Annotated in this window: 18 protein-coding genes and 1 pseudogene; 9 read left to right on the forward strand and 10 right to left on the reverse strand. The window is 59.6% G+C overall.

All coding sequences use genetic code 11. From position 1 onward, the window contains the following. The first annotated feature begins 5 nt into the window (after window positions 1-5). Window positions 6-971, forward strand: coding sequence for a CobW family GTP-binding protein (locus IEQ42_RS13130; RefSeq protein WP_210703798.1), 966 nt, complete (start codon window positions 6-8; stop codon window positions 969-971). Between the two features lie 13 nt (window positions 972-984). On the opposite strand, the gene IEQ42_RS13135 is transcribed toward IEQ42_RS13130, so the two are convergent. Beyond that, complete coding sequence (locus IEQ42_RS13135; protein WP_042561850.1) at window positions 985-1,398, reverse strand: DUF3301 domain-containing protein; 414 nt, start codon at window positions 1,396-1,398, stop codon at window positions 985-987. Window positions 1,399-1,515: 117 nt separating this feature from the next. Between IEQ42_RS13135 and pdxY the strand changes: the two genes are divergently transcribed. Further along, window positions 1,516-2,388: a pyridoxal kinase PdxY gene (gene pdxY, locus IEQ42_RS13140; RefSeq protein WP_210703799.1), complete on the forward strand. Its 873-nt coding sequence runs from the start codon at window positions 1,516-1,518 to the stop codon at window positions 2,386-2,388. Window positions 2,389-2,491: 103 nt separating this feature from the next. Here pdxY and IEQ42_RS13145 read toward each other — a convergent pair whose 3' ends face one another. Continuing rightward, the gene (locus tag IEQ42_RS13145; RefSeq protein WP_003229693.1) at window positions 2,492-2,974 is read right to left on the reverse strand and encodes an acyl-CoA thioesterase; all 483 of its coding nucleotides are present in this window, start codon (window positions 2,972-2,974) and stop codon (window positions 2,492-2,494) included. Window positions 2,975-3,255: 281 nt separating this feature from the next. Between IEQ42_RS13145 and IEQ42_RS13150 the strand changes: the two genes are divergently transcribed. Continuing rightward, complete coding sequence (locus IEQ42_RS13150; protein WP_210703800.1) at window positions 3,256-5,019, forward strand: cation:proton antiporter; 1,764 nt, start codon at window positions 3,256-3,258, stop codon at window positions 5,017-5,019. A 21-nt stretch (window positions 5,020-5,040) separates the two neighbouring features. Here the strand turns inward: IEQ42_RS13150 and IEQ42_RS13155 are convergent, their stop codons facing one another. The 3 genes from IEQ42_RS13155 to uvrD form a co-directional block, all read right to left on the reverse strand. Further along, the gene (locus tag IEQ42_RS13155; protein WP_003187120.1) at window positions 5,041-5,448 is read right to left on the reverse strand and encodes an SMI1/KNR4 family protein; all 408 of its coding nucleotides are present in this window, start codon (window positions 5,446-5,448) and stop codon (window positions 5,041-5,043) included. Between the two features lie 138 nt (window positions 5,449-5,586). Next, window positions 5,587-6,459 (reverse strand): Tim44 domain-containing protein, encoded by an 873-nt coding sequence (locus IEQ42_RS13160; protein ID WP_047304270.1) that lies wholly within the window; start codon window positions 6,457-6,459, stop codon window positions 5,587-5,589. Window positions 6,460-6,756: 297 nt separating this feature from the next. Next, window positions 6,757-8,940, reverse strand: coding sequence for a DNA helicase II (gene uvrD / locus IEQ42_RS13165; protein ID WP_042561847.1), 2,184 nt, complete (start codon window positions 8,938-8,940; stop codon window positions 6,757-6,759). A gap of 256 nt (window positions 8,941-9,196) precedes the next feature. Between uvrD and IEQ42_RS13170 the strand changes: the two genes are divergently transcribed. The 3 genes from IEQ42_RS13170 (at window position 9,197) to IEQ42_RS13180 (ending at window position 13,388) form a co-directional block, all read left to right on the forward strand. Then, the gene (locus IEQ42_RS13170) at window positions 9,197-12,070 is read left to right on the forward strand and encodes a putative bifunctional diguanylate cyclase/phosphodiesterase (protein WP_210703801.1); all 2,874 of its coding nucleotides are present in this window, start codon (window positions 9,197-9,199) and stop codon (window positions 12,068-12,070) included. Window positions 12,071-12,197: 127 nt separating this feature from the next. Further along, window positions 12,198-13,064 (forward strand): transcriptional regulator HexR, encoded by an 867-nt coding sequence (hexR, locus tag IEQ42_RS13175; protein WP_042561845.1) that lies wholly within the window; start codon window positions 12,198-12,200, stop codon window positions 13,062-13,064. Window positions 13,065-13,175: 111 nt separating this feature from the next. Then, complete coding sequence (locus tag IEQ42_RS13180) at window positions 13,176-13,388, forward strand: PA3496 family putative envelope integrity protein (RefSeq protein ID WP_150593387.1); 213 nt, start codon at window positions 13,176-13,178, stop codon at window positions 13,386-13,388. Here the strand turns inward: IEQ42_RS13180 and IEQ42_RS13185 are convergent. Next, on the reverse strand, window positions 13,330-14,292 hold the full coding sequence (locus IEQ42_RS13185) for a LysR family transcriptional regulator (protein WP_210703802.1): 963 nt from the start codon (window positions 14,290-14,292) through the stop codon (window positions 13,330-13,332). The genes IEQ42_RS13180 and IEQ42_RS13185 overlap by 59 nt on opposite strands. Window positions 14,293-14,482: 190 nt before the next feature. Between IEQ42_RS13185 and IEQ42_RS13190 the strand changes: the two genes are divergently transcribed. Together IEQ42_RS13190 and oadA are read left to right on the forward strand one after the other, a co-directional pair. Next, complete coding sequence (locus IEQ42_RS13190; protein ID WP_042561843.1) at window positions 14,483-15,898, forward strand: acetyl-CoA carboxylase biotin carboxylase subunit; 1,416 nt, start codon at window positions 14,483-14,485, stop codon at window positions 15,896-15,898. Window positions 15,899-15,999: 101 nt separating this feature from the next. Then, complete coding sequence (gene oadA, locus IEQ42_RS13195) at window positions 16,000-17,808, forward strand: sodium-extruding oxaloacetate decarboxylase subunit alpha (RefSeq protein WP_042561842.1); 1,809 nt, start codon at window positions 16,000-16,002, stop codon at window positions 17,806-17,808. A 162-nt stretch (window positions 17,809-17,970) separates the two neighbouring features. Here the strand turns inward: oadA and IEQ42_RS13200 are convergent, their stop codons facing one another. Continuing rightward, window positions 17,971-20,295, reverse strand: a complete 2,325-nt coding sequence (locus IEQ42_RS13200) for an autotransporter family protein (protein ID WP_210703803.1) — start codon at window positions 20,293-20,295, stop codon at window positions 17,971-17,973. Between the two features lie 284 nt (window positions 20,296-20,579). Here IEQ42_RS13200 and IEQ42_RS13205 point away from each other — a divergent pair. After that, a pseudogene (locus IEQ42_RS13205) lies at window positions 20,580-20,906 on the forward strand (homocysteine S-methyltransferase family protein); the annotation flags it as partial. A 99-nt stretch (window positions 20,907-21,005) separates the two neighbouring features. On the opposite strand, the gene IEQ42_RS13210 reads toward IEQ42_RS13205, so the two are convergent. Genes IEQ42_RS13210 through IEQ42_RS13220 form a run of 3 tightly spaced genes read right to left on the reverse strand, consistent with a single transcriptional unit; the run spans window position 21,006 to window position 22,770 of the window. Continuing rightward, entirely contained in the window at window positions 21,006-21,677 is a 672-nt protein-coding gene (locus IEQ42_RS13210) for a GNAT family N-acetyltransferase (protein WP_210703804.1), read from the reverse strand. Window positions 21,678-21,689: 12 nt separating this feature from the next. Next, entirely contained in the window at window positions 21,690-22,136 is a 447-nt protein-coding gene (locus IEQ42_RS13215; RefSeq protein ID WP_210703805.1) for a GNAT family N-acetyltransferase, read from the reverse strand. Window positions 22,137-22,146: 10 nt separating this feature from the next. Next, a complete protein-coding gene (locus IEQ42_RS13220) occupies window positions 22,147-22,770 on the reverse strand; it encodes an FMN-binding negative transcriptional regulator (protein ID WP_210703806.1) in 624 nt (207 codons plus the stop codon). Window positions 22,771-22,814: the final 44 nt, after the last annotated feature.

Consider the following 22,814-nt stretch of genomic DNA (forward strand, 5'->3'; position numbering starts at 1 on the left):
CGGCCATGTTGCAGAACATTCCTGTCCACGTCATCGCAGGCCCACTCGGCGCCGGCAAGACCAGCCTGATCCGCCAGCTCATGGCGCAACGCCCTGAAGGCGAGCGCTGGGCGGTGCTGATCAACGAGTTCGGCCAGATCGGCCTCGACGCCGCTCTACTGACCCGCGACGGCGATGGTATCGCACTGGGGGAAGTGGCCGGGGGCTGTTTGTGTTGCGTCAATGGGGCGCCGTTTCAGATTGGTCTTGGGCGTTTATTGCGTAAGGCGAAACCAGATCGGCTGTTTATCGAGCCCTCCGGGCTGGGCCACCCTGCGCAATTGCTCAAGCAGTTGAGTGAAGCGCCATGGCTGGGTGTGCTGGCGGTTCAGCCGTGCGTTCTGGTGCTGGATGCCCAGGCACTCAATGCGGGGAAAGCGCTGCCGGCAGCGCAGCAGGATGCGCTGGCCAGCGCGGGTTTACTGGTGTTGAACAAGGCCGAAAACCTTTCTGAAACTGTCAGGCAGAAGATTGCCAGTCAGTTGCCGCCAGTCAGACTCGTCTGGGCGCAACAGGCGCAATTGCCCTTGAGCGAATTGCCGGGGCTGGCCGTGCGAGCGGTGGCGGGTGTGGATAACCTGATCGTGCCCAAAGGATTGGCGCAGATGCCGGCGGTCTGGAGCGATCCGACACTGCCGATTTGCCTGAGCCAGGCCCAGGACGGTGGTTGGAGTAACGGTTGGCGTTGGCATCCGAGCCAGACGTTCGACTCAAAAAAGGTCGCAGCCTGGCTGCAAAGCCTTGTCTGGAAAAGGGCAAAACTGGTTATCCACAGCACCAATGGCTGGGTTTCAGCGAATGCTCTGGAGAACGCTGATCTGCACTGGCAGCCCAGTGAATGGCGGCGCGATTCGCGGATCGAGCTGATTTTCGCTCAAGTGCAGGATGTTGGCGTGTTGCAGAGCGCGTTAGCGGGTTGTCGAGTCGATTGAGATCTTTTGATTTCTACGGCTTCCACTTGGTGTGTTCCTGCCGCCACTGACTCAGCTCGATCACTTCAGCCCGTGGCTTGTGCACCTCGACAACCGGGGGCGTGTCGTCGAACGGTGCCGGGTAGGGCGCCAATTCGATCTGCGCACTGTGGGCGCCGAACTGGGTGATGGTGCCGTTGTGGCGGCTTTCGCCTGTCACGGTGAACTCGAAGTTGTACACCCGCGCCAGTCGCCGGCGACCGCTGGCATCCTTGATAAAACCAATCTTCTTCAACGCGACGTTGCCGTCCAGCAGCTCCACACCGACGTTGATGCAATGCTGTTTGACCCGCTCCAGCGCCCGCTCGCGCAAGCCGTGGTTGTGCCATAGCCACGCGCCAGCGGCGGCGAACAGTATCAGCACGAAGATGTTTTCGAGGGTCAGCATCAACAATGAACTCCAAAAGTTAGCGCCAGCTTAACTGCGTCGCCGGTCTGTCGTACAGGCTGCGTTTCGTCGCATACTGCGCGGCTTGAATTTCAATCGTTTTACGGAAAAACCCGAATGAAACGTACGCCTCATCTGCTCGCCATTCAGTCCCATGTGGTGTTCGGCCACGCCGGCAATAGCGCCGCAGTATTTCCGATGCAGCGGGTCGGGGTGAATGTCTGGCCGCTCAACACGGTGCAGTTTTCCAATCACACCCAGTACGGCCAGTGGGCCGGCGAAGTGCTGGCGCCGCAACAGATTCCCGAGCTGGTTGAAGGCATTGCGGCCATTGGCGAGCTGGGCAATTGCGATGCGGTGCTGTCCGGTTATCTCGGCAGCGCAGCGCAGGGCCGGGCTATTCTTAGTGGCGTGGCGCGCATCAAATCGGTCAATCCGAAAGCGCTGTACCTGTGCGACCCGGTGATGGGCCATCCGGAGAAAGGTTGCAGCGTGCCAACGGAGGTCAGCGATTTCCTGCTGGAAGAAGCGGCGGCTGTGGCAGACATCATGTGTCCGAACCAGTTGGAGCTGGACAGTTTTTCCGGTCGCAAGCCGCAATCGCTGTTCGATTGCCTGGCAATGGCGAGGGCCCTGTTGGCTCGCGGGCCGAAAGCCATTCTGGTCAAGCATCTGGACTACCCGGGTAAACCGGCAGAGGGTTTCGAGATGTTGTTGGTGACCGCCGAGGGCAGTTGGCACCTGCGCCGTCCGCTGCTGGCGTTTCCGCGTCAGCCGGTGGGCGTGGGCGATCTGACGTCCGGCCTGTTTCTGGCGCGCGTGCTGCTGGGCGACAGTCTGGTGGCGGCGTTCGAGTTCACGGCGGCAGCGGTGCATGAGGTGCTGCTGGAAACGCAGGCGTGCGCCAGTTACGAGTTGCAACTGGTGCGGGCGCAGGATCGTATTGCGCATCCGCGGGTGAAATTCGAGGCGACGGTAATCAGTTTGTAAGACTGCGTTGCCCCCATTCGCGAGCAGGCTCGCTCCCACAGGTACCGCGTGAACCCTGTGGGAGCGAGCCTGCTCGCGAAAGCGGTCGTCAGATCGCTACCAATCAAGCGTCGCCCTTGATCTCCTGATAACGCTTTTCCAGCTCCTGGCGAATCTGCCGGCGCTGCTGCGCCTGCATGTAGCGGCGCTTGTCCTCGCTGTTCTGCGGTTGCAGCGGCGGTACAGCGGCCGGTTTGCGCTGGTCATCCACCGCGACCATGGTGAAGAAGCAGCTGTTGGTGTGGCGCACCGAGCGCTCGCGGATGTTTTCGGTGACGACTTTGATGCCGACTTCCATCGAGGTGTTGCCGGTGTAGTTGACCGACGCCAGGAAGGTCACCAGTTCGCCGACATGGATCGGCTCGCGGAAAATCACCTGATCCACAGACAGTGTCACCACGTAACGGCCGGCGTAGCGGCTCGCGCAGGCATAGGCCACTTCGTCGAGATATTTGAGCAGGGTGCCGCCGTGGACATTGCCAGAGAAATTGGCCATGTCGGGGGTCATCAGTACCGTCATCGACAGCTGGGCGTTTCCGGGTTCCATAACGTTCTCACGGATCAAGGCTGGTTTGCTGGAAGCACCTCTGCGGGCGCCTGGTCACTTTTCAAAAGCACCGTTATCGGGACGCCGGGCGACTGGCTGCCGTCACGCCGGGATCGATCTGTTTCCTAATATTGCACCGCCTTTCAGTGGGAAGTCGCGGTGTTAACCTGCAAAAGCCCTACCCAAGGGCAATTCCCACACGAAAAGCGGATTTTTACCCTGGCTCGATCAGATCTTTCTGATGCCTGACGACGAGCCTCGTCATTCAAGGAGCCCACGCCATGCATGCCATCAGTTTTATTCAGGATCTGGCAGTGATCATGTTGGTCGCGGGCGTGGTGACGGTGTTGTTCCATCGTTTCAAGCAGCCGGTGGTGCTGGGTTATATCGTCGCCGGCTTCATTATCGGCCCGCACACCCCACCGTTCGGCCTGATCCACGATGAAGAAACCATCAAGACACTCGCCGAGCTGGGGGTGATTTTCCTGATGTTCTGCCTCGGGCTGGAGTTCAGCCTGCGCAAGTTGTTCAAGGTGGGCGCCACGGCGTTCATCGCAGCGTTCCTCGAAATCGTCCTGATGATCTGGATCGGCTACGAAATTGGCCGCTGGTTCGACTGGAACACCATGGATTCGCTGTTCCTCGGCGCGATCCTGGCGATCTCTTCGACCACCATCATCGTCAAGGCGCTCAACGATCTGAAGATGAAGAACGAGCGCTTCGCACAGTTGATCTTCGGCGTCCTGATCGTTGAGGACATCCTCGGTATCGGCATCATTGCCTTGCTGTCGAGCATCGCGGTCAGCGGTACGGTGAGCTCCGGCGAAGTGTTTTCCACTGTCGGCAAATTGTCGCTATTCATGATCGTCGCGCTGGTGATCGGCATTCTGCTGGTGCCGCGTTTGCTGGCTTACGTCGCCAAATTCGAAAGCAACGAGATGCTGCTGATCACCGTGCTGGGCCTGTGTTTCGGCTTTTGCCTGCTGGTGGTCAAACTTGAATACAGCATGGTGCTCGGCGCATTCCTGATCGGCGCGATCATGGCCGAGTCGCGGCAACTGCTGAAAATCGAGCGACTGATCGAACCGGTTCGCGACCTGTTCAGCGCAATCTTCTTCGTCGCCATCGGCCTGATGCTCGACCCGATGATTCTGCTGCAATACGCCTGGCCGATTGCCGTGATTACGGTAGCCGTGGTACTCGGCAAGATACTGTCCTGCGGGCTCGGTGCGTTTATCGCAGGCAATGACGGACGCACCTCACTGCGGGTAGGGATGGGACTTTCACAGATCGGCGAATTTTCCTTCATCATCGCCGCGCTGGGCATGACGCTGCAGGTCACCAGCAACTTCCTCTATCCGGTGGCCGTGGCCGTCTCGGTGATTACCACGCTCCTGACGCCGTACTTGATCCGCTCCGCCGATCCACTGTCGATCAAACTGGCCGCCGCGATGCCGCAGCGTTTGGGGCGGGTGCTGGGGATGTATGGTGAATGGCTGCGCAGCATTCAGCCGCAGGGCGAGGGGGCGATGCTGGCGTCGATCATCCGGCGAATCCTGTTGCAGGTCGGAGTGAATCTTGCGCTGGTCATCGCGATCTTCTTCTCGGGTGCGTTCTTCGCCGAGCGTATCTCGACGTATCTGCAAGACTGGATCAGCGATCCGAGCTGGCAGAAAGCGTTGATCTGGGGCGGCGCTTTGCTGGTGTCGTTGCCGTTTCTGATCGCGGCCTATCGCAAGCTCAAGGCGCTATCGATGCTGTTGGCCGAGATGGGCGTGAAGCCGGAGATGGCGGGGCGGCACACGCAGCGAGTGCGCCGGGTGATCTCCGAGGTGATCCCGATTCTCTCGCTGCTGGTGATTTTCCTGCTGCTGGCAGCCTTGTCGGCCAGTATTCTGCCGACCAACAAGTTGCTCGTGCTGATCGCCGTGGTCGCGGCCGCCGTGGCGGCCCTGCTCTGGCGCTGGTTTATCCGCGTGCACACGCGGATGCAGGTGGCCTTGCTGGAAACCCTCGACAACCACAAGGAGTCGTCGGGGCACTGACCACCCGGGGCGTTTGGCCAATCAGCTTTCCAGCCAGACGTCCCGCGCCCAATGCCAGACCGATTCCCAGGTTTCTTCGGCAATCAGCTCTTCCTCGGCTTGCCACAACACCACAGTGCCGTCTTCTTCGACACAGTAATAGTCGTCGCCGTCCTGGCAGATTGGAATCAGGCTGCGATCCACACCGGCATCCCAGGCGTTGGCGGCGACATCCGGCAAGTAAGTGTGCGATTGCGGGTCGGTGACAGTTACCGGCTCCAGGCTACCGTAAACCACGTCGCTGACCGTCAGCAAAAACTCCCTGAAGACAAACGGAATATCGATGAACAGCTGTTCTTCGATTTCAACCAGCAGGTCTTCGTCAGGCAACTCCAAAGGAACCGGTACCGGTTCGTTGGCTTCGCGCAGTTGTTCGATAATTTCTTCCACGTCCGGGATCCTCTTGCTTGTATGGCGCGGTTTATATGGGCCGGTTTATACAGTAGCTTGCTATAGATGCAACCGCGAAATAGAAAAACCCCGGACAAGTCCGGGGTTTTTGTTACCGCATGCTTAACGCAGAGGGGATCAGCCGTTCTGGCGGATACCGGCCACCAGCCAAGGCTGGTTCTCGCCCTGCGGACGTTCCATGTTCCAGCTTTCGCTGAACACTTCGCCCTGGTCGAAACGCGAGGTCTTCGACACACCGCTGAAGGTCAGGGTGGCGATGGTCTTGTCGGCACGGTCATCTACGCCGTCCAGTTGAACCTGGAGGTTGTCGATGTAGGTCGACTGGAAGGCGTCGCCCAGATCCGCACGCTCGCGCTTGAGGAACTCGAGCATCTGCGGGGTCACGAACTCGGCGATCTTGTCCATTTCGTTAGCGTCCCAGTGCTGCTGCAGCGACTGGAAGTGGCTGCGTGCAGCTTCAAGGAAGCTTTGCTCGTTGAACCAGGCCGGTGCGTTGATCACCGGACGGGCGGCAGCAGGTGCAGCCGAACCGCCGAAAATCGAACCCATGCCGGCAGGCTTCTGCTCGAACACTTCACGCTGCATCGGCGCGCCAGCTGGAGCCAGGTGCTCCTGCTGCTTGCGGCGACGAGCGGCGATGAAGCGGAAGATCACGAACGCGATCACGGCCATGATCAGGATGTCGAAGATCTGCATGCCCTGGAAGCCGCCGCCCATGAACATGGAAGCGAGCAGACCACCGGCGGCGATACCGGCCAGAGGGCCGAGCCATTTCGAAGCACCGCCGGCCTTGGCAGCAGCGCCAGCGGCACCGGCAGCACCAGCGGTCGCAGCAGCGCCGCCAGCTGCGGAAGAAGGAGCCATTTGGCTGGTCTGGTGCGACGGCGCAGCGCCGGCACTTTTGCCACCACCAAAGCGCTTGGCGTTGGCGTCGAGGCTCATCGTCAGGCCGATGCACAACGCCATGGCGATGCTAAGAAAACGTTTCATAAAGGGAATTCCCGTTTGTGGAGACACGCGCGCCATGTTGCACAGCTGAAGTGTTACTGGCTAGCGAGAGAGTGTTTCGGGCTTTTGCCTGACAGGTTACGTTCAGCTCCGTCGGGGCAATCAGCGGATGTACTTTTGGCTGTAGGAAAAGGCGATTGGTTCAGAGCGATTGGGGGTTAGAGCGCAGAATCCTGTGGGCGCGAGCCTGCTCGCGAAAGCCACACCGAGGTTTATCAGATAAACCGTGGTGATTTCCTTCGCGAGCAGGCTCGCTCCCACAGAAAAGCGAAATCGGTGTCAGATGGCTTCCAGCTTCGCGTAACCGAGCATCAGCCACTTGCTGCCTTCGCCGAAATTCACCTGCACCCGCGCCTGTGCACCAGCACCTTCAAAGTTGAGGATCACGCCGTCGCCAAAGACCGAATGGCGCACTGCCTGACCCAGACTGAAGCCGGTTTCCGGAATCTCGCTGCCGCTGAACAGATTGCTGCCACTCATCGACTGGTTGCCGCCGAACGGACGGCTGACGCTGTTAGACAAACGGACTTCCTGAATCAGACCTTTCGGCACCTCTCGTACGAAACGCGAGACCTTGTTGTAGGTTTCGCTGCCGTACAGGCGTCGGGTTTCAGCGTAGGTCATCACCAGGTTTTGCATCGCCCGGGTGATACCGACGTAGGCCAAGCGTCGTTCTTCTTCAAGACGCCCCGGTTCTTCCAGGCTCATCTTGTGCGGGAACAGGCCTTCTTCCATGCCCACGAGGAACACGTAAGGGAATTCCAGGCCTTTGGCGCTGTGCAGGGTCATCAACTGAATGCTGTCTTCGTGCTCGTCAGCCTGAGTATCGCCGGCCTCCAGCGAAGCGTGGCCGAGGAATGCTGCCAGTGGCGTCAGTTCTTCGTCTTCTTCAGTGTTCTCGAAGTTGCGCGCGGCGCTGACCAGTTCCTCAAGGTTTTCTACCCGGGCCTGGCCTTTCTCGCCTTTTTCCGCTTCGTGATAGGCGATCAGGCCGGATTGCTCGATGACGGTTTGGGTCATCAAATGAAGCGGCATCTCCGCGCATTTGGCAGCGAGGTTCTCGATCAGCTCGATAAACGCACCCAGCGCACCCGCAGCACGACCGGTCAGGCCTTTATTGGCGACCAACAGGCGCATGCCTTCCCACATCGACACATCGCTGTGGCGCGCATGCTCGCGAATCGCTTCAACGGTTTTCTCGCCGATGCCACGAGCCGGGACGTTGATCACCCGTTCCAGCGCAGCATCGTTGCCCCGACCTTCGAGCAAACGCAGATATGCCATGGCGTTCTTGATTTCCGCACGCTCGAAGAAGCGCTGGCCGCCATAGATGCGGTACGGAATGCGTTCACGCAGCAATGCTTCTTCCAAAACGCGTGATTGGGCGTTGGAGCGGTACAGAATCGCGATGTCGCTGCGAGCCAGGCCGGTTTTCAGCGCGCTTTCGATGGTTTCGACAACGTAGCGTGCTTCGTCGTGTTCGTTGAACGCGGCGTACAGATTGATCGCCTCGCCGTCGCCGCCGTCCGTCCACAGCTCTTTGCCCAGGCGTCCGGTGTTGTTGGCGATCAGGGCGTTGGCCGCTTTCAGAATGCCGGCGGTGGAGCGGTAGTTCTGCTCCAGGCGAATGGTCACGGCGTCCGGGAAGTCGGCGGAGTATTGATGGATGTTTTCGATCTTCGCCCCGCGCCAGCCGTAAATCGACTGGTCGTCGTCGCCGACCACCATCAGGCTGTCGCCACCCTTGCCGAGCAGACGCAACCAGGCGTACTGCACGGCGTTGGTGTCCTGGAACTCGTCCACCAGAATGTGCCGGAAGCGTTTCTGGTAATGCGCCAGCAAGCCGGGGTGGTCGCGCCACAAGTCGAGGGCGCGCAGCAGCAGTTCGGAGAAGTCGATAACACCGGCGCGCAGGCAAGCAGCCTCGTAGGCCTCGTAAATGCCGCGCATGGTGGCCAGGTACAAGTCGCCGCTGGCCTGAATGTGTTGCGGACGCAGACCTTCGTCTTTCTGTCCATTAATGAACCATTGGGCCTGACGGGCCGGCCAGCGTTGCTCGTCCAGGCCCAGCTCACGGATTACCCGCTTGACCAGCCGTTGCTGGTCGTCGCTGTCGAGAATCTGGAAGGTCTGGCTCAGCCCGGCTTCCTGCCAGTGCGCCCGCAACAAGCGGTGCGCGAGGCCGTGGAAGGTGCCGACCCACATGCCAGCCGGGTTGATACCCAGCAACTGCTCGATGCGGTGTCGCATCTCGGCAGCGGCCTTGTTGGTGAAGGTCACCGACAGGATGGAGTGGGGCGAGGCGTTTTCGACCTGGATCAACCAGGCGATACGGTGCACCAGCACTCGGGTTTTACCGGAGCCGGCACCGGCCAGGACCAACTGACGGCCAACGGGGGCTGCTACGGCCTGGCGTTGGGCATCGTTGAGGGAGTTCAGCAGAAGGGAGAGGTCATCGCGCATCGGGGCATTCTAGGGTGCGCCGCAGGCCCGGGCAAACCGAGCTTTGCATTAGCCGATGAAAGTGCCGTCAATGACGACCGGTCGGTCACTGGCTACAGGCGTCAGCCCGCCTCACTCTGCGGGTCCCGCCGGCACCAAGGGAGGGAAAACTTTCGATGAAATTGTGGTCCGGAGCGGTTTGGCATCGGGATCGGCTTGTGTATGCTCCGTCCACGTTTCGGGCGCACGCCCCCTTATAAGAACAAGAACGTTGCCCATGACCCTCAGCGCCGAACTGTCGGGCCCCTCTGTGGAACCCCGGGTTATCCGCAAGCACTACGCCGTCGAGATGGCGGTCGAGCGCACGCGTCTGCTGTATCAGGGCTCTTTGTTGCCCACGCTGTTCATGTTGATCAATGGTCTGGTCTGCGCCGGTTTGCTCTGGAGCCCGCAGCGCTCTTTCGTGGTCAGCGTCTGGCTGGTGTGGTTGTTGTCGCTGGTGGCTTTACGTGTGATTCAGGTAGCGGCGTTCGACTCCGCCATCCCCAGTCGCCAGGCCCAGCCGATCTGGCGCCGGATGTTCCTGCTCGGCTCGACCATGACCGGCCTGACCCTGGCCGGTGCGGGCATCGCGCTGGTACCCGCCGACAACTTCATGCAGCAAGCCTGGGTTTTCGGCCTGATCGGCGCCGCAACCCTGTCGGCCAGTGTCGCCTACGCGGTGAGCCTGCCGGCATTTCTGTCGTTTACCTTGCCCTGTCTGCTACCGGCGATCGGTTATCTGTTCTGGGGCGGTGACGAGCAGGCGCGCGGTTGGGGCTGGCTCGGGCTGATTCTGTTGGGATCGCTGAGCGTGGTGGCGTGGCAGGTCAATCGTCTGATCGATCGTGGTTTGCTGCGGCGCTTCCAGAATCAGCACCTGATCGAGCATTTGCAGCAGACACAGGCGCGCAGCGAGCAGCTCAATCAAGAACTGGCGACAGAAATAGACCATCGGCGCTGCGCCGAGGGCAAGTTGCGCGAAGCTCAGGTCGAGCTGGAAGACCGCGTCGCCCTGCGCAGCCGCGAGCTGGACGCTGCCAATCAGGCCTTGAGCAAAAGCGAAACACGTCTGGCGCTGGCGTTGAAGGCCAGTGAGTTGGGGTTGTGGGACTGGAATCTGCAAACCGACGAAGTCCACCACACGCAGATCCAGGAACTGTTCGGTCTGGCCCCGGAATACGTCACCGCCATCCTGCGCGATCTCAAACCGCGGCTGCACCCTGAAGACGTGCCACCACTCAAACAGGCGTTGATCGAGCATCTGAAGGGCCGCAGCGAGGACTACCAGATCGAATACCGCGTGCGTCACGGCGATGGCCATTGGGTCTGGATCGAGGACCGGGGCCGCGCCGTAGAGCGCAGTGAAAGTGGGCGAGTGATCCGCATGGTCGGCACTCGCCGGGATATCAGCGCCAGCAAGAGCCTTGAAGAGCAGCAGCGCCTGGCCGCAACGGTGTTCGAAGCGGCCAGCGAAGGCATTGTGATTTTGGACCCGGATTACACACTGATCGCGATCAATCAGGCGTTCAGCCGGGTCACCGGTTACGGCATTGATGAAATGCTCGGGCGTAATGTGGTCGAGCTGCCATGCAGTCGCGATGCCCGCCGCCACTACGTCGCCATTCGCACCGCCCTTGAGCAGTACGGCAGTTGGCAGGGCGAATTGGTGGAGACCCGCAAGAACGGCGAACTGTATCCGCAATGGCTCCAACTCAACGCAGTACGTGATAGTCGGGGAAATGTCGGTCATATCGTGGGCTTCTTCGCCGATCTTTCCGCGCGGCGTGAATCCGAAGAGCGCATGCGTTACTTGACGCACTACGACGAACTTACCGGTCTGGCCAATCGCTCGCTATTCCGCGAGCGGCTGCATGAGGCGCATCAGCGGGTTCGACAGGGCGGCCGGCGCAGTCTTGCGCTGCTGCACATCAATCTGGATCGCTTCAAATTGCTCAATGACAGTTTGGGCCATGAAGTCGCTGACCAGTTGTTGCAGAAGATGGCTCGCCGGTTGGTCAACGCCTTGCCGGAAGCCGACACGATCGCTCGCTTATCCGGCGACGAGTTCGCTGTGCTCTTCGATGCCTACGGCAACCTGTCGAGTCTGGCGCGGGTCGCCACGCGGCTGTCGGGCAAACTGTGCCTGCCCCTGACCGTGGACGGGCACGAATTGGTGGTCAGCGCCTCGATGGGCATCAGCATGCTGCCGGACAACGCACGGGAGATCTCCGCGCTGGTCAGCCAGTCGAACATGGCCATGCAACATGCCAAACATCTGGGCGGCAACAATTTCCAGTTCTACACCGAGAGCCTGCAGGCCAGCACCCTTGAGCGATTGCAGCTGGAAAACCAGTTGCGCAAAGCCATCGATGAGAAGCAATTACAGGTGTTCTATCAGCCCAAACTGTGCCTGGAGTCGGGGCGCTTGAATGCGGCGGAAGCACTGGTGCGCTGGGATCATCCGAGCATGGGCCAGGTGCCGCCGGGGGACTTCATCGGGCTGGCCGAAGAAACCGGATTGATCGGGCCGATAGGCGAATTCGTGCTGCGCCAGGCTTGCTGGCAGGCGTGCGAATGGCAGCGTCAGGGGCTCGCGCCAATTCGCGTTTCGGTGAACCTGTCGGTGCACCAGTTGCGCCAAGGCAAGCTGGTCAGTCTGGTGCGACAAGTGCTGGAAGAAACCGGGCTGGCGCCCCACTACCTCGAACTCGAACTGACCGAAAGTCAGCTGCTCGACAGCGTTGAGCACATCATCGCGACGTTCCAGCAACTGCGCGATCTGGGGGTGAAACTGGCCATCGACGATTTTGGCACCGGGTATTCGTCGCTGAGTTATCTCAAGCGCATTCCGGTGGATTACGTGAAGATCGATCAAGCGTTCATTCGTGGTTTGGGCGAGAGCAGTGAGGATGCGGCAATCACCCGGGCGATCATCGCCATGGCCCACGGGCTGTCGCTGAAAGTGGTGGCTGAGGGGGTAGAGCGCGAGGAGCAGTTGGAATTTTTGCGCACCGAGCGTTGTGATGAAGTGCAGGGTTATCTGATCAGCCGACCCGTTGAAGCTGCCGCTCTGGTCGGGCTTTTACGTGCGCAGGAAAACCCGCTTTAAGGGCTACATGCACGCCATCGCGCCTGATATGGGGACATGGAGTTACGCATTGAGCAGGCAAAAAGCCAATTCATGTAGTATAACTACAAGCTTGCTACATCCCCGACCATAACAAGAGTCCAGCCCCTTGAATCTGCTGCAACACATCGCCCAGTCACGTCACCTGTTACGCAAGTCGGAGCTCAAGGTCGCCGACCACGTGCTGCTTGACCCTGCGGCGGTGATGCACAGTTCCATGGCCGACCTGGCCCACAACGTCGGCATCAGTGAGCCGACCATCGTGCGCTTTTGTCGCGCCATCGGTTGTTCCGGCTTTCAGGATCTGAAACTGAAACTGGCACAGAGTCTGGCCGCCGGTGCCAGTTTCGGCCAGTTCGCGATCCATGAAGACGACTCGGTCGCCGATTACAGCCTGAAGATTTTCGACACCACGTTGCACACGTTGATGGAGGTTCGCGAGAAGCTCGATCCGGTGGAATTGCAGCGTGCGGTGACCTTGATGTCGCAGGCGCAGCGCGTCGAGTTCTATGGCTTTGGCGCGTCGGGCGCGGTGGCAGCGGATGCGCAACACAAGTTCTTCCGCCTGCTGCTGACGGCGGCGGCCTACTCCGATCCGCACATGCAGGCGATGTCGGCGGTGACGTTGAAGCCGACTGACGTGGCGATCTGCATTTCGCAGTCCGGGCGCTCCAAGGACTTGCTGATCACCGCCAATCTGGTGCGCGAGAGCGGCGCTTCGCTGATCACGCTGTGCCCGAGCCAGACGCCATTGGCGGAACTGTCGACGGTCAATCTGGCGATCGATGTGCATGAAGACACCGAAATCTATACGCCGCTGACTTCGCGCATTGCTCACCTGGTGGTAATCGACGTGCTGGCCATGGGCGTGGCCATGGCGCGGGGTCCGAGCCTGGTCAACCACCTCAAGAGCGTGAAGCGCAGTCTGCGTAGCTTGCGTTTGTCTCCGAAAGCAGTGAAAGCACTGGATGACTAAGATCTTTTGCTTTTCGATGCAAACCTTCATCAGTCTGTAACCATGACGCAGCCAAACCGTCATCCCCCGAGCCTATCGTGAAACTCCCGTAAACGCCTTGGGAGACTCGAAATGGCTCAGCCCTACGAAGAACGCAACAGCGCAGCGAAAACCCGTCGTCAGCAGGAAGACCAGCGCCGCATGGAGTTCCGTCGCGCAATCGAAGATCGCTATGAACTTCGTCAGCTTCAGGCCGAAATTGGCGGTTTTCCCGAGGAAGTCGAACTCAATTATTGGCAGGCAGCACCAGCAGCTTCCCGTCGAAACGCTCAACCAGCGCGCTGATCTGCACGCGTTCACTGCGGATAAACGCCAGGAAGGCGTGCGCCACTGGTGACAAGCGCTTGGCTTTGGCTTGTACCAGGCACCAGCTACGGAACAGCGGTAACTCCTCGACCGGCAACTCGACCAGGCCGCCGGTCGCCAGCTCCAGGTTCAGGGCGTGGCGCGTCAACAGCGCCAGGCCCAGACCCGCCGCCACGCATTCACGTTGTGCTTCGGCCGAGGCCACCTCTTGAGTCTGGGTGAAGTGCACGCGCTTCTCTTTGAAATACTCTTCGCACGCCAGTCGCGTGCCCGAGCCGGGTTCGCGGATCAATAGCGTGTACGGCTCAAGATCCTGCAAACGCAGCGGCCCCATATGCGCCAGCGGATGATCCGGACGAGCCACGGCGACAATCGGATTATTGAGGAACGGCAGGAACTCCAGCCCCATGTCCTGCGGCACCATCGACATGATCACCAGATCATCGCGGTTGTCGGAAAGACGTCGGATCACCTGGCCACGATTGACCACGGTCAGTTGCAGATTTACTTCCGGATTCTGGCGTTTGAACGCCGCGAACAGATGTGGCACGAAATATTTGGCGCTCGACTCCACCGCCAGCTTCAGTTGGCCCTGCAGCGAGCCCTGCATGTCCGACAGCTGCATGTCGAGGTTCTCCAGGCGGCCGAAGATGTCTCGACTGGCACGCTGAAGGGCTTCGGCGGCCTCGGTCATGTAGAGTTTTTTGCCGACATAATCGAATAGTGGCTGCCCGATCAGCTCTTCGAGCTGACGAATCTGTAGGCTGACGGCCGGTTGTGTGAGCGACATTTCCTCGGCCGCGCGGCTGTAAGAGCGTAAATCACACACTTCATTGAAGATCTGTAACTGGCGTAATGTCATACGCATCAGTGACTTACGCATTTTATTCAGGCTCAGGGTTCGGGCGGATGTTTCAACTATAAGTGTTTACTTATGCCTAACCCAATAATTATTCATTTTTGTTAATCCCTTGCGAGCGCTAGTGTGGAGATGCGACCAAATTGAAACATTTGGTCACGCGTCGACCTGGGTCTAGCAGGTCGTGGTGCCACCGGCTCAAGGGAACCTCCAAGTGATAAAAAAGATCCTGATCGCCAACCGTGGTGAGATTGCCGTACGAATCGTGCGAGCCTGCGCCGAGATGGGCATTCGCTCGGTTGCGATTTTTTCCGACGCTGACCGGCATGCGCTGCATGTGAAGCGTGCGGACGAGGCCCACAGCATCGGTGCCGAACCACTGGCCGGTTACCTCAACCCGCGCAAGCTGGTGAACCTCGCGGTGGAAACTGGCTGCGATGCACTGCATCCCGGTTACGGTTTCCTGTCGGAAAACGCCGAACTGGCAGACATCTGCGCCGAGCGCGGAATCAAATTCATTGGCCCGTCGGCAGAAGTCATTCGCCGCATGGGCGACAAGACCGAAGCGCGCCGCAGCATGATCAAGGCTGGCGTGCCGGTTACGCCAGGCACCGAGGGCAACGTGGCGGACATCGCCGAAGCCCTGACCGAAGGTGACCGCATCGGCTATCCGGTGATGCTCAAGGCCACCTCCGGTGGTGGCGGTCGCGGTATCCGACGCTGCAACAGTCGCGAAGAACTCGAACAGAATTTTCCCCGCGTTATCTCCGAGGCCACCAAGGCCTTCGGTTCGGCGGAAGTGTTCCTGGAAAAATGCATCGTCAATCCCAAACACATCGAAGCGCAGATTCTCGGCGACAGCTTCGGCAACGTCGTGCATCTGTTCGAGCGTGACTGCTCGATCCAGCGTCGCAACCAGAAGCTGATCGAAATCGCCCCGAGCCCGCAACTGACCCCGGAACAGCGCGCCTACATCGGCGACCTGTCGGTGCGTGCTGCCAAAGCCGTGGGCTATGAGAACGCCGGTACTGTGGAGTTCCTGCTCGCCGAGGGCGAGGTGTACTTCATGGAGATGAACACCCGGGTGCAGGTCGAACACACCATTACCGAAGAAATCACCGGGATCGACATCGTCCGCGAGCAGATCCGGATTGCTTCCGGCCTGCCGCTGTCGGTCAAGCAGGAAGACATTCAGCACCGTGGGTTCGCGTTGCAGTTCCGCATCAACGCTGAAGACCCGAAAAACAACTTCCTGCCGAGCTTCGGCAAGATCACCCGTTACTACGCCCCCGGCGGGCCGGGCGTGCGCACCGACACGGCGATCTACACCGGTTACACCATTCCGCCGTTCTACGATTCGATGTGCCTGAAACTGGTGGTCTGGGCATTGACCTGGGAAGAGGCGATGGACCGTGGCCTGCGCGCCCTCGACGACATGCGCCTGCAAGGTGTGAAGACCACCGCCGCGTACTATCAGGAAATCCTGCGCAACCCGGAATTCCGTAGCGGCCAGTTCAATACCAGCTTCGTTGAAAGCCACCCTGAACTGACCAACTACTCGATCAAGCGCAAACCCGAAGAGCTGGCCCTGGCCATCGCCGCCGCCATCGCCGCCCACGCAGGCCTATGAATGAAGCAGCTGCGAGCTTTCAGCTGCAAGCGGCAAGTAAAAGCAGATTGGCTTTTTCTTGCAGCTCGTAGCTTGAAGTTTGCCGCTATGAGGAGATACCAATGACTAAGAAGATCTTCGTTACCGACACCATCCTGCGCGACGCTCATCAATCGCTGCTGGCCACCCGCATGCGCACCGAAGACATGCTGCCGATCTGCGACAAGCTCGACAAAGTCGGCTACTGGTCGCTGGAATGCTGGGGCGGCGCGACCTTCGACGCCTGCGTACGTTTCCTCAAGGAAGATCCGTGGGAGCGTCTGCGCCAACTGCGCGCCGCGTTGCCTAACACGCGTCTGCAAATGCTCCTGCGTGGCCAGAACCTGTTGGGCTATCGCCATTACAGCGATGACGTGGTCAAAGCGTTCGTCGCCAAGGCAGCGGTCAATGGCATCGACGTATTCCGCATCTTCGACGCGATGAACGACGTGCGTAACCTGCGTGTGGCCATCGAAGCGGTGAAAGCTGCCGGTAAGCACGCCCAGGGCACCATCGCTTACACCACCAGCCCGGTGCACACGATTGACGCTTTCGTGGCGCAAGCCAAACAAATGGAAGCCATGGGTTGCGACTCGGTAGCGATCAAGGACATGGCCGGTCTGCTGACGCCCTACGCGACCGGTGAACTGGTTCGGGCATTGAAAGCCGAGCAGTCGCTTCCAGTGTTCATTCACTCGCATGACACCGCCGGTCTGGCGACGATGTGCCAACTCAAGGCAATCGAAAACGGTGCTGACCACATCGATACCGCGATCTCCAGCTTCGCCTCGGGCACCAGCCATCCAGGCACCGAGTCGATGGTAGCTGCGCTCAAGGGCAGCGAATTCGATACCGGTCTGAACCTTGAACTGCTGCAAGAGATCGGCCTGTACTTCTACGCCGTGCGCAAGAAGTACCACCAGTTCGAAAGTGAATTCACTGCCGTCGATACACGCGTTCAAGTCAACCAAGTACCGGGCGGGATGATTTCCAACCTGGCCAACCAGTTGAAAGAGCAGGGCGCGTTGAACCGCATGGCTGAAGTGCTGGCGGAAATCCCGCGTGTGCGAGAAGACCTCGGCTTCCCGCCCCTGGTCACCCCGACTTCGCAGATCGTCGGCACCCAGGCGTTCTTCAACGTGCTGGCCGGCGAGCGCTACAAAACCATCACCAACGAAGTGAAACTCTACCTGCAGGGCGGCTACGGCAAAGCGCCGGGCGTGGTGAACGAAAAACTGCGTCGTCAGGCCATCGGCAGCGAAGAAGTCATCGACGTGCGTCCGGCGGATCTGCTCAAACCGGAAATGACCAAGCTGCGTGCCGATATCGGTGCACTGGCCAAGTCGGAAGAAGACGTACTGACCTTCGCCATGTTCCCGGACATCGGTCGCAAGTTCCTCGAAGAGCGTGCCGCCGGGACTCTCGTGCCGGAAGTGCTGCTGCCGATTCCAGAGGCTGGCGCCGTGACGTCGGCGAGCGGCGAAGGTGTGCCGACCGAGTTCGTCATTGACGTCCACGGCGAGACTTACCGCGTCGATATCACGGGTGTCGGTGTGAAGGCTGAAGGCAAGCGTCACTTCTACCTGTCCATCGACGGCATGCCGGAAGAAGTGGTGTTCGAACCGCTTAACGAATTCGTCGGCGGCGGCAGCAGCAAGCGCAAGCAAGCGTCGGCTCCAGGCCACGTCAGCACCACCATGCCCGGCAACATCGTTGATGTGCTGGTCAAGGAAGGCGACACCGTCAAGGCGGGCCAGGCTGTGCTGATCACCGAAGCCATGAAGATGGAAACCGAAGTTCAGGCCGCCATCGCCGGCAAGGTTACGGCGATTCATGTGGCCAAGGGCGACCGGGTGAACCCGGGCGAAATCCTGATCGAGATCGAAGGCTGAGATAACCGCCGCGATCAAACGCTTTAAACCTCGGGGGGGCATGTGCTCCCCTTTTTTTGTCCGTTTTTTCACCTGTAGGAGCTGCCGCAGGCTGCAATCTTGTGATCTTTTAAAACGAAGATCAAAAGATCGCAGCCTGCGGCAGCTCCTACCGGGAGCGATTTAGAACGCCATGCGCCACTGACCCATCACGCCGCGATTGCGGCTTTCGCTGCCGAACTCTCCAGTGACAGCGACGCCCAGCGTGTGGTTGGTCGACAGTCCGAGGTCCAGACCCGCATCGACGCCCAGGCTGTTGCGATCCAGTTCTGCACCGTTCACGGTGAAGCGTTTGCCGCCCTTGACCAGTTGCTGGCGGGTGTCGCTGTCGAGTTCACCAAAGGTGTGTTTCCACCCGGCGCTCAATCGCGGCGTCAGGCTCATGCCGTTGTCCAGTGTGTGGATTTTTGCCGTGCGCAGGCCGAAGGTACTGCTGAGATTGTCGCGGGTTTGCCCAAAGACCTTCAGCGCCGCATCACCACCTTTTTCAGTGTGGCTGTCACGTTGGTAACGTTGGTAGCCGAGGCTGGCGAACGGTTCGAGTGTCACGTCGTTGCGGCCGAAGTTGAAGCCCAGTTCGGCGAAGGCTTGCTGAGTGTTGGCGTCGTAATTGCCTTTGAGGCGATCGCTGAATCCGTTGAACGCCACCCGACGTTTGCTGCTGCCGTCATGGCTGGCGTAAGTGGCACCCAGGCGCAGCGCCAGTGGTCCATCCTGACGCACGGCGTAGGCGCCAACGTGCCAGCTGTCGAGGTCGCCATCGTATTGGCGGGCATCGAGTCTGGTTTGGGATTTGCCGCCCAGCAGACCGATATGCCATTGCTCATTGAGCCGCCAGTCAGCGCCCATGACCAAGCCTTGGGTGGCGTGTTTCAGGGTGCTGTCGTTCTCGCGATCAACCTTGCCACCATGGCCCAATGCCTGAACCCAGACTCGCCCGGAATCAGCACCGCCGGCAGCTTCGCGGGGTGAATTGCCCGAGCCGTAAGCTGCGCCCGTGCGATGGTCGAGTTGGCGCATGGCCGACAGCATGCTCGCGCTCACGGGGGTAACGCTGCTCAACGTGGCTTTGGCGAGGTTGGCGTTGCTGCCGGCGGCGAGTTGTTCGAGGGCGACGGGGGCAGTAGTTTTATCGCTGGCCAGTAATGCGGTGACCGCAGCATTTACCGGTTTTTGCGGTTGAACTGCTGGTTGGTCGACGTTTTGAGGCGTGTGCTCGACAAAGGTTTTACCCGGTGCTGGAGAGGGCGCTGTCGACGATGTTGCAACTGCGGATGGAACAGCAACATCAACAGCAACTGACGCAGGAGCGGGAGCTAAAGCCGTGACGGAATCTGGCACTGGCACTGAAGCTAGATCTGGTGCCGACAATGATATTGGTGTTGAGGTAGTCAACGGTGTTGGTATCCCGGATGGCGTTGGTTCGGGTGGCGCATCGATAGCTCCGCCAACCGCACGACCGTTTTCTGTATTCGCAAGACTTTCAATTTCTACTTTATTGCGGGAATAAGTCAGCCCGACTTTTTGATCATCGTAATGCACCTCTGGCGTCATGAAGGCCAGGTTGTTCTCGATGCTGACAAAACGCCCTTCGACTTTTTTTGCAGTGAGAATGGTGTGCTTGGCGCTTTTCGGGTATTCACCGGCAGTGACGAGTTTGAGAGTTGCACCCCCAAGCCGGGCGGTTCCGCCGACTTCTATGGTCGGGCTGTGACCCGCAGCATCAACAGCGTACGACAACATCGCTGTTTGCGACAGGTTCAGGTCTCCACTCACTTTCGGCGCGTGATACACCTCATCAACCGAAAGCCGCCCGTGGACGTTCAGGTTTTTCAACGTGCCCCCACCCGCGAAATGTCCGTTTTCGTGAACGGTGACGGTGCCGTCAATCAGTCCCTTGTTGGTAAGGTCTCCGCCGCCCAGAACTGTGGCTCCGCCAACTATGGCCCCTTTGTTGATCAGAATTCCCGCGGTCACTGCCTGCCCCAATATGCTCCCATCATTGGTCAATGATGCTTTTGACCTGACCAGAACGCCGAGATCGAAATCACCATCTCCACTGCGAGTCCAGGTGCCTTGCTTGACGTGCAAACCGTTGAAGTTAACAGTTTTGCCCAGCGTTCCTCTCGCGCCATCGAGTTGTAGGACATTCACTCCGCCCGCGCCATCAACCAGCCCGGCGAAATTGCCTCGGCTGCCCAGAGTGACCAGATCATTGCGGTGATCAAGCAGCAGGGAAGTACCGTCGATTGCGGCGACCTTTGCTTTGATGGGGTCGTGCTTGACGGTCTCAGGATCAGTAACAAAGTTATCGAGCATACCGATCAACTCTTCAGCGCTCGGTGCTGGATCAGGGCTGAGTTCTGCATAAGTGAAGGGCGTGCACCCCAGCGTCAGCGCGATTGCTAACGCGAGTTTTTTTGCTTGGTACTTGTGTTGAGCATCCATCAAGTAAAGTCTCTGCTGAAAAGACCCAACTCTATTGATGCACCAAAGAATCCGATGTCGGCTGCTTCCCGAAGCGTTGCAGGCGACGTCGCATCATTTTGTGGAAAATTTCCACCAGATCCGCGGCCGGTGGTTTTACCCGAATCCAGCGCTTCCTTTTCCTACAATCAAGCGGGACGTCGCCGACTGTTCAGCGGTGCAAAACTCATCTGTCACTGCCCAATCAACCCGTGACGCGTTACGGATCACCTTAAGTACGGCGAAGGTATGCCCTGCCGTAATGCCGCTCCATCCGCGCCGGACTCCCGCAGGACGGCAAGCCGTTCTGGCTGTCGTTTACCTTGAAGGATGAAGACACTGACGACGTACCGCGTTTGCGTTCTGGCGAGCCGGTCGCCGAGGCGGCTGCAGTGGCAGCGGAGCTGGGCGTTGAAACGTTGCTATTCAATTGCAGCCAGCCGCAAGTGATTGGCACGGCGATTGATGCGGCGCGCGCTACCTTCGAGCGTCTGGGGGTGAAGATTCACATCGGCGCCTACGCCAGTGCGTTTCCGCCGCAGCCCAAGGAGGCAACGGCCAATGACGGATTGGCGGTGCTGGCGCAGAAACTGGTTTAAGAAAGCAGATCAAAAGATCGCAGCCTGCGGCAGCTCCTACATTTTGTCCCGTGTAGGAGCTGCCGAAGGCTGCGATCTTTTGCTTTTAAGGAGTTAGCTACGGCACTCAACCAAGCCTTTAACCTGCCCGGTCGGAGTCTGGTTTTCATCACTCAACCAGCGCTCGAACCCCTTCGCAATCGCCGGCCATTCCCCATCCAGAATCGAGTACCACGCGGTGTCGCGGTTCTGGCCCTTGACCACCATGTGCTGGCGGAAAACACCTTCGAAGCTGAAACCCAAGCGTTCAGCGGCGTATTTGGAGCGGGCGTTAGCGTTGTTGCACTTCCATTCGAGGCGGCGGTAGCCGAGCTCAAATGAATACTTCGCCAGCAGATAAACCGCCTCGGTGCTTTTCGGCGAACGCTGCATCGGTGCGCCGAAGGTGACGTGGCCGATTTCGATACGGCCCTGAGCCGGGACAATCGACATCAGGCTGAGGATGCCCTGCACCTGGCCGCTGGTGCGATCGATGATGCTGAAGAAATACGGGTCGCTGCTCGCCGCGTGATTGTTCAGCCAGTCGTTGAATACGCTGCGCTCGGGAAACGGGCCGTAGGGCAAGTAATCCCAGAGTTTCGGGTCGGCGCCGGGGCCTTCGAGTGCGTTGAACAGGTCGTCACCGTGGCGCGCCGGGTCGAGTCTTTCCAGGCGGATGAAGCGGCCTTCGAGCAGCGCGGTCGTGGGGGCGGGCACGCCTTTCCAATCGGCAGGTGAGGTGATCATGAGCGCGTCTCCTTAAAGGGCTTTGCGAAACTGGATGAAGCCTGGGCGCTCGGCGATGCGCTCGTAGAGCTGGATCGCCGTGGCGTTGGTTTCGTGGGTCAGCCAATGGACTTTGCAGCAGCCGTCGGCTTTGGCCGTTGCATAGACGTGCTCGATCAACTGGCGACCGACGCCGGTGCCGCGGGTTTCAGGCGCCACCAGCAAGTCTTGCAGGTAACAGGAGTTTTCGATGCTCCAGTTCGAGCGATGGTAGATGTAATGCACCATGCCCAGCGCTTTACCGTCAGCCCAGGCGAGGGCGGCGTGCGTCGGTTCGCTCGGGTCGAGGAAGCGCTGCCAGGTACTGGTCGTTACCGCCTCCGGCAGTTCGGTGTTGTAGAAGCGCAGGTACGCTTGCCACAGCGCCAGCCAGGCGGCGTGGTCGTCGGCGCTGACCTGGCGGATCTCGATCTGACTCATGGGGTTTTCCTTAACGCATCAATTGGGCGAGGGTTTGATCGTTGACTTCGGTGCTGGCAGCCAATCCTTCTCGTACGCCGGCGATGTCTTCGGGGCTACGGTTCTGGCTGAGCTTGCGTTTGCCTTCCAGTCGGTCGATGGGAATAGCGAATCCGACGATGGCCTTGAGCATGCTGTCGATGTAATCGGCGGGTGCGTCGGCGACCGACCAAGGCTGTGCGCGGCCGGCTTCATGGCGGTCGGTGAGGGTGCTGACGATGTCGAGCAGCCGCCCGCCGTCGCTGAAGGTCTCGGCGTGGCCGTAGGCGTGCACGGCGATGTAGTTCCAGGTCGGCACTACTTTGCCGTGCTCGGCCTTGCTCGGATAAAACCCCGGGCTGACGTAGGCATCCGGTCCGGCAAAAATCAGCATCGCTTCGGCGCCGTCGCGCAGATCCTTCCACTGTGGATTGGCCCTGGCCAGATGCCCGTAGAGCGTGCCGTATTCACCTTGCTCGCAATGCAGCAGCACCGGCACATGGCTGGCTTGCAAACCGTTTTCGCCGTGGGTGACCAGGATGGCGAGGCGAGTGGCGAGGATCAGTTCGTGGAGTTGGGACAGCTCATCGATGGCAAAGGCGCGCGGCGTGTACATAAGAGATTTTCCTTGGCGAATACTTACATCCTAGGCAGGCTATT

The sequence above is a fragment of the Pseudomonas iridis genome (genome assembly GCF_017980685.1).
GTDB lineage: Bacteria > Pseudomonadota > Gammaproteobacteria > Pseudomonadales > Pseudomonadaceae > Aquipseudomonas > Aquipseudomonas iridis.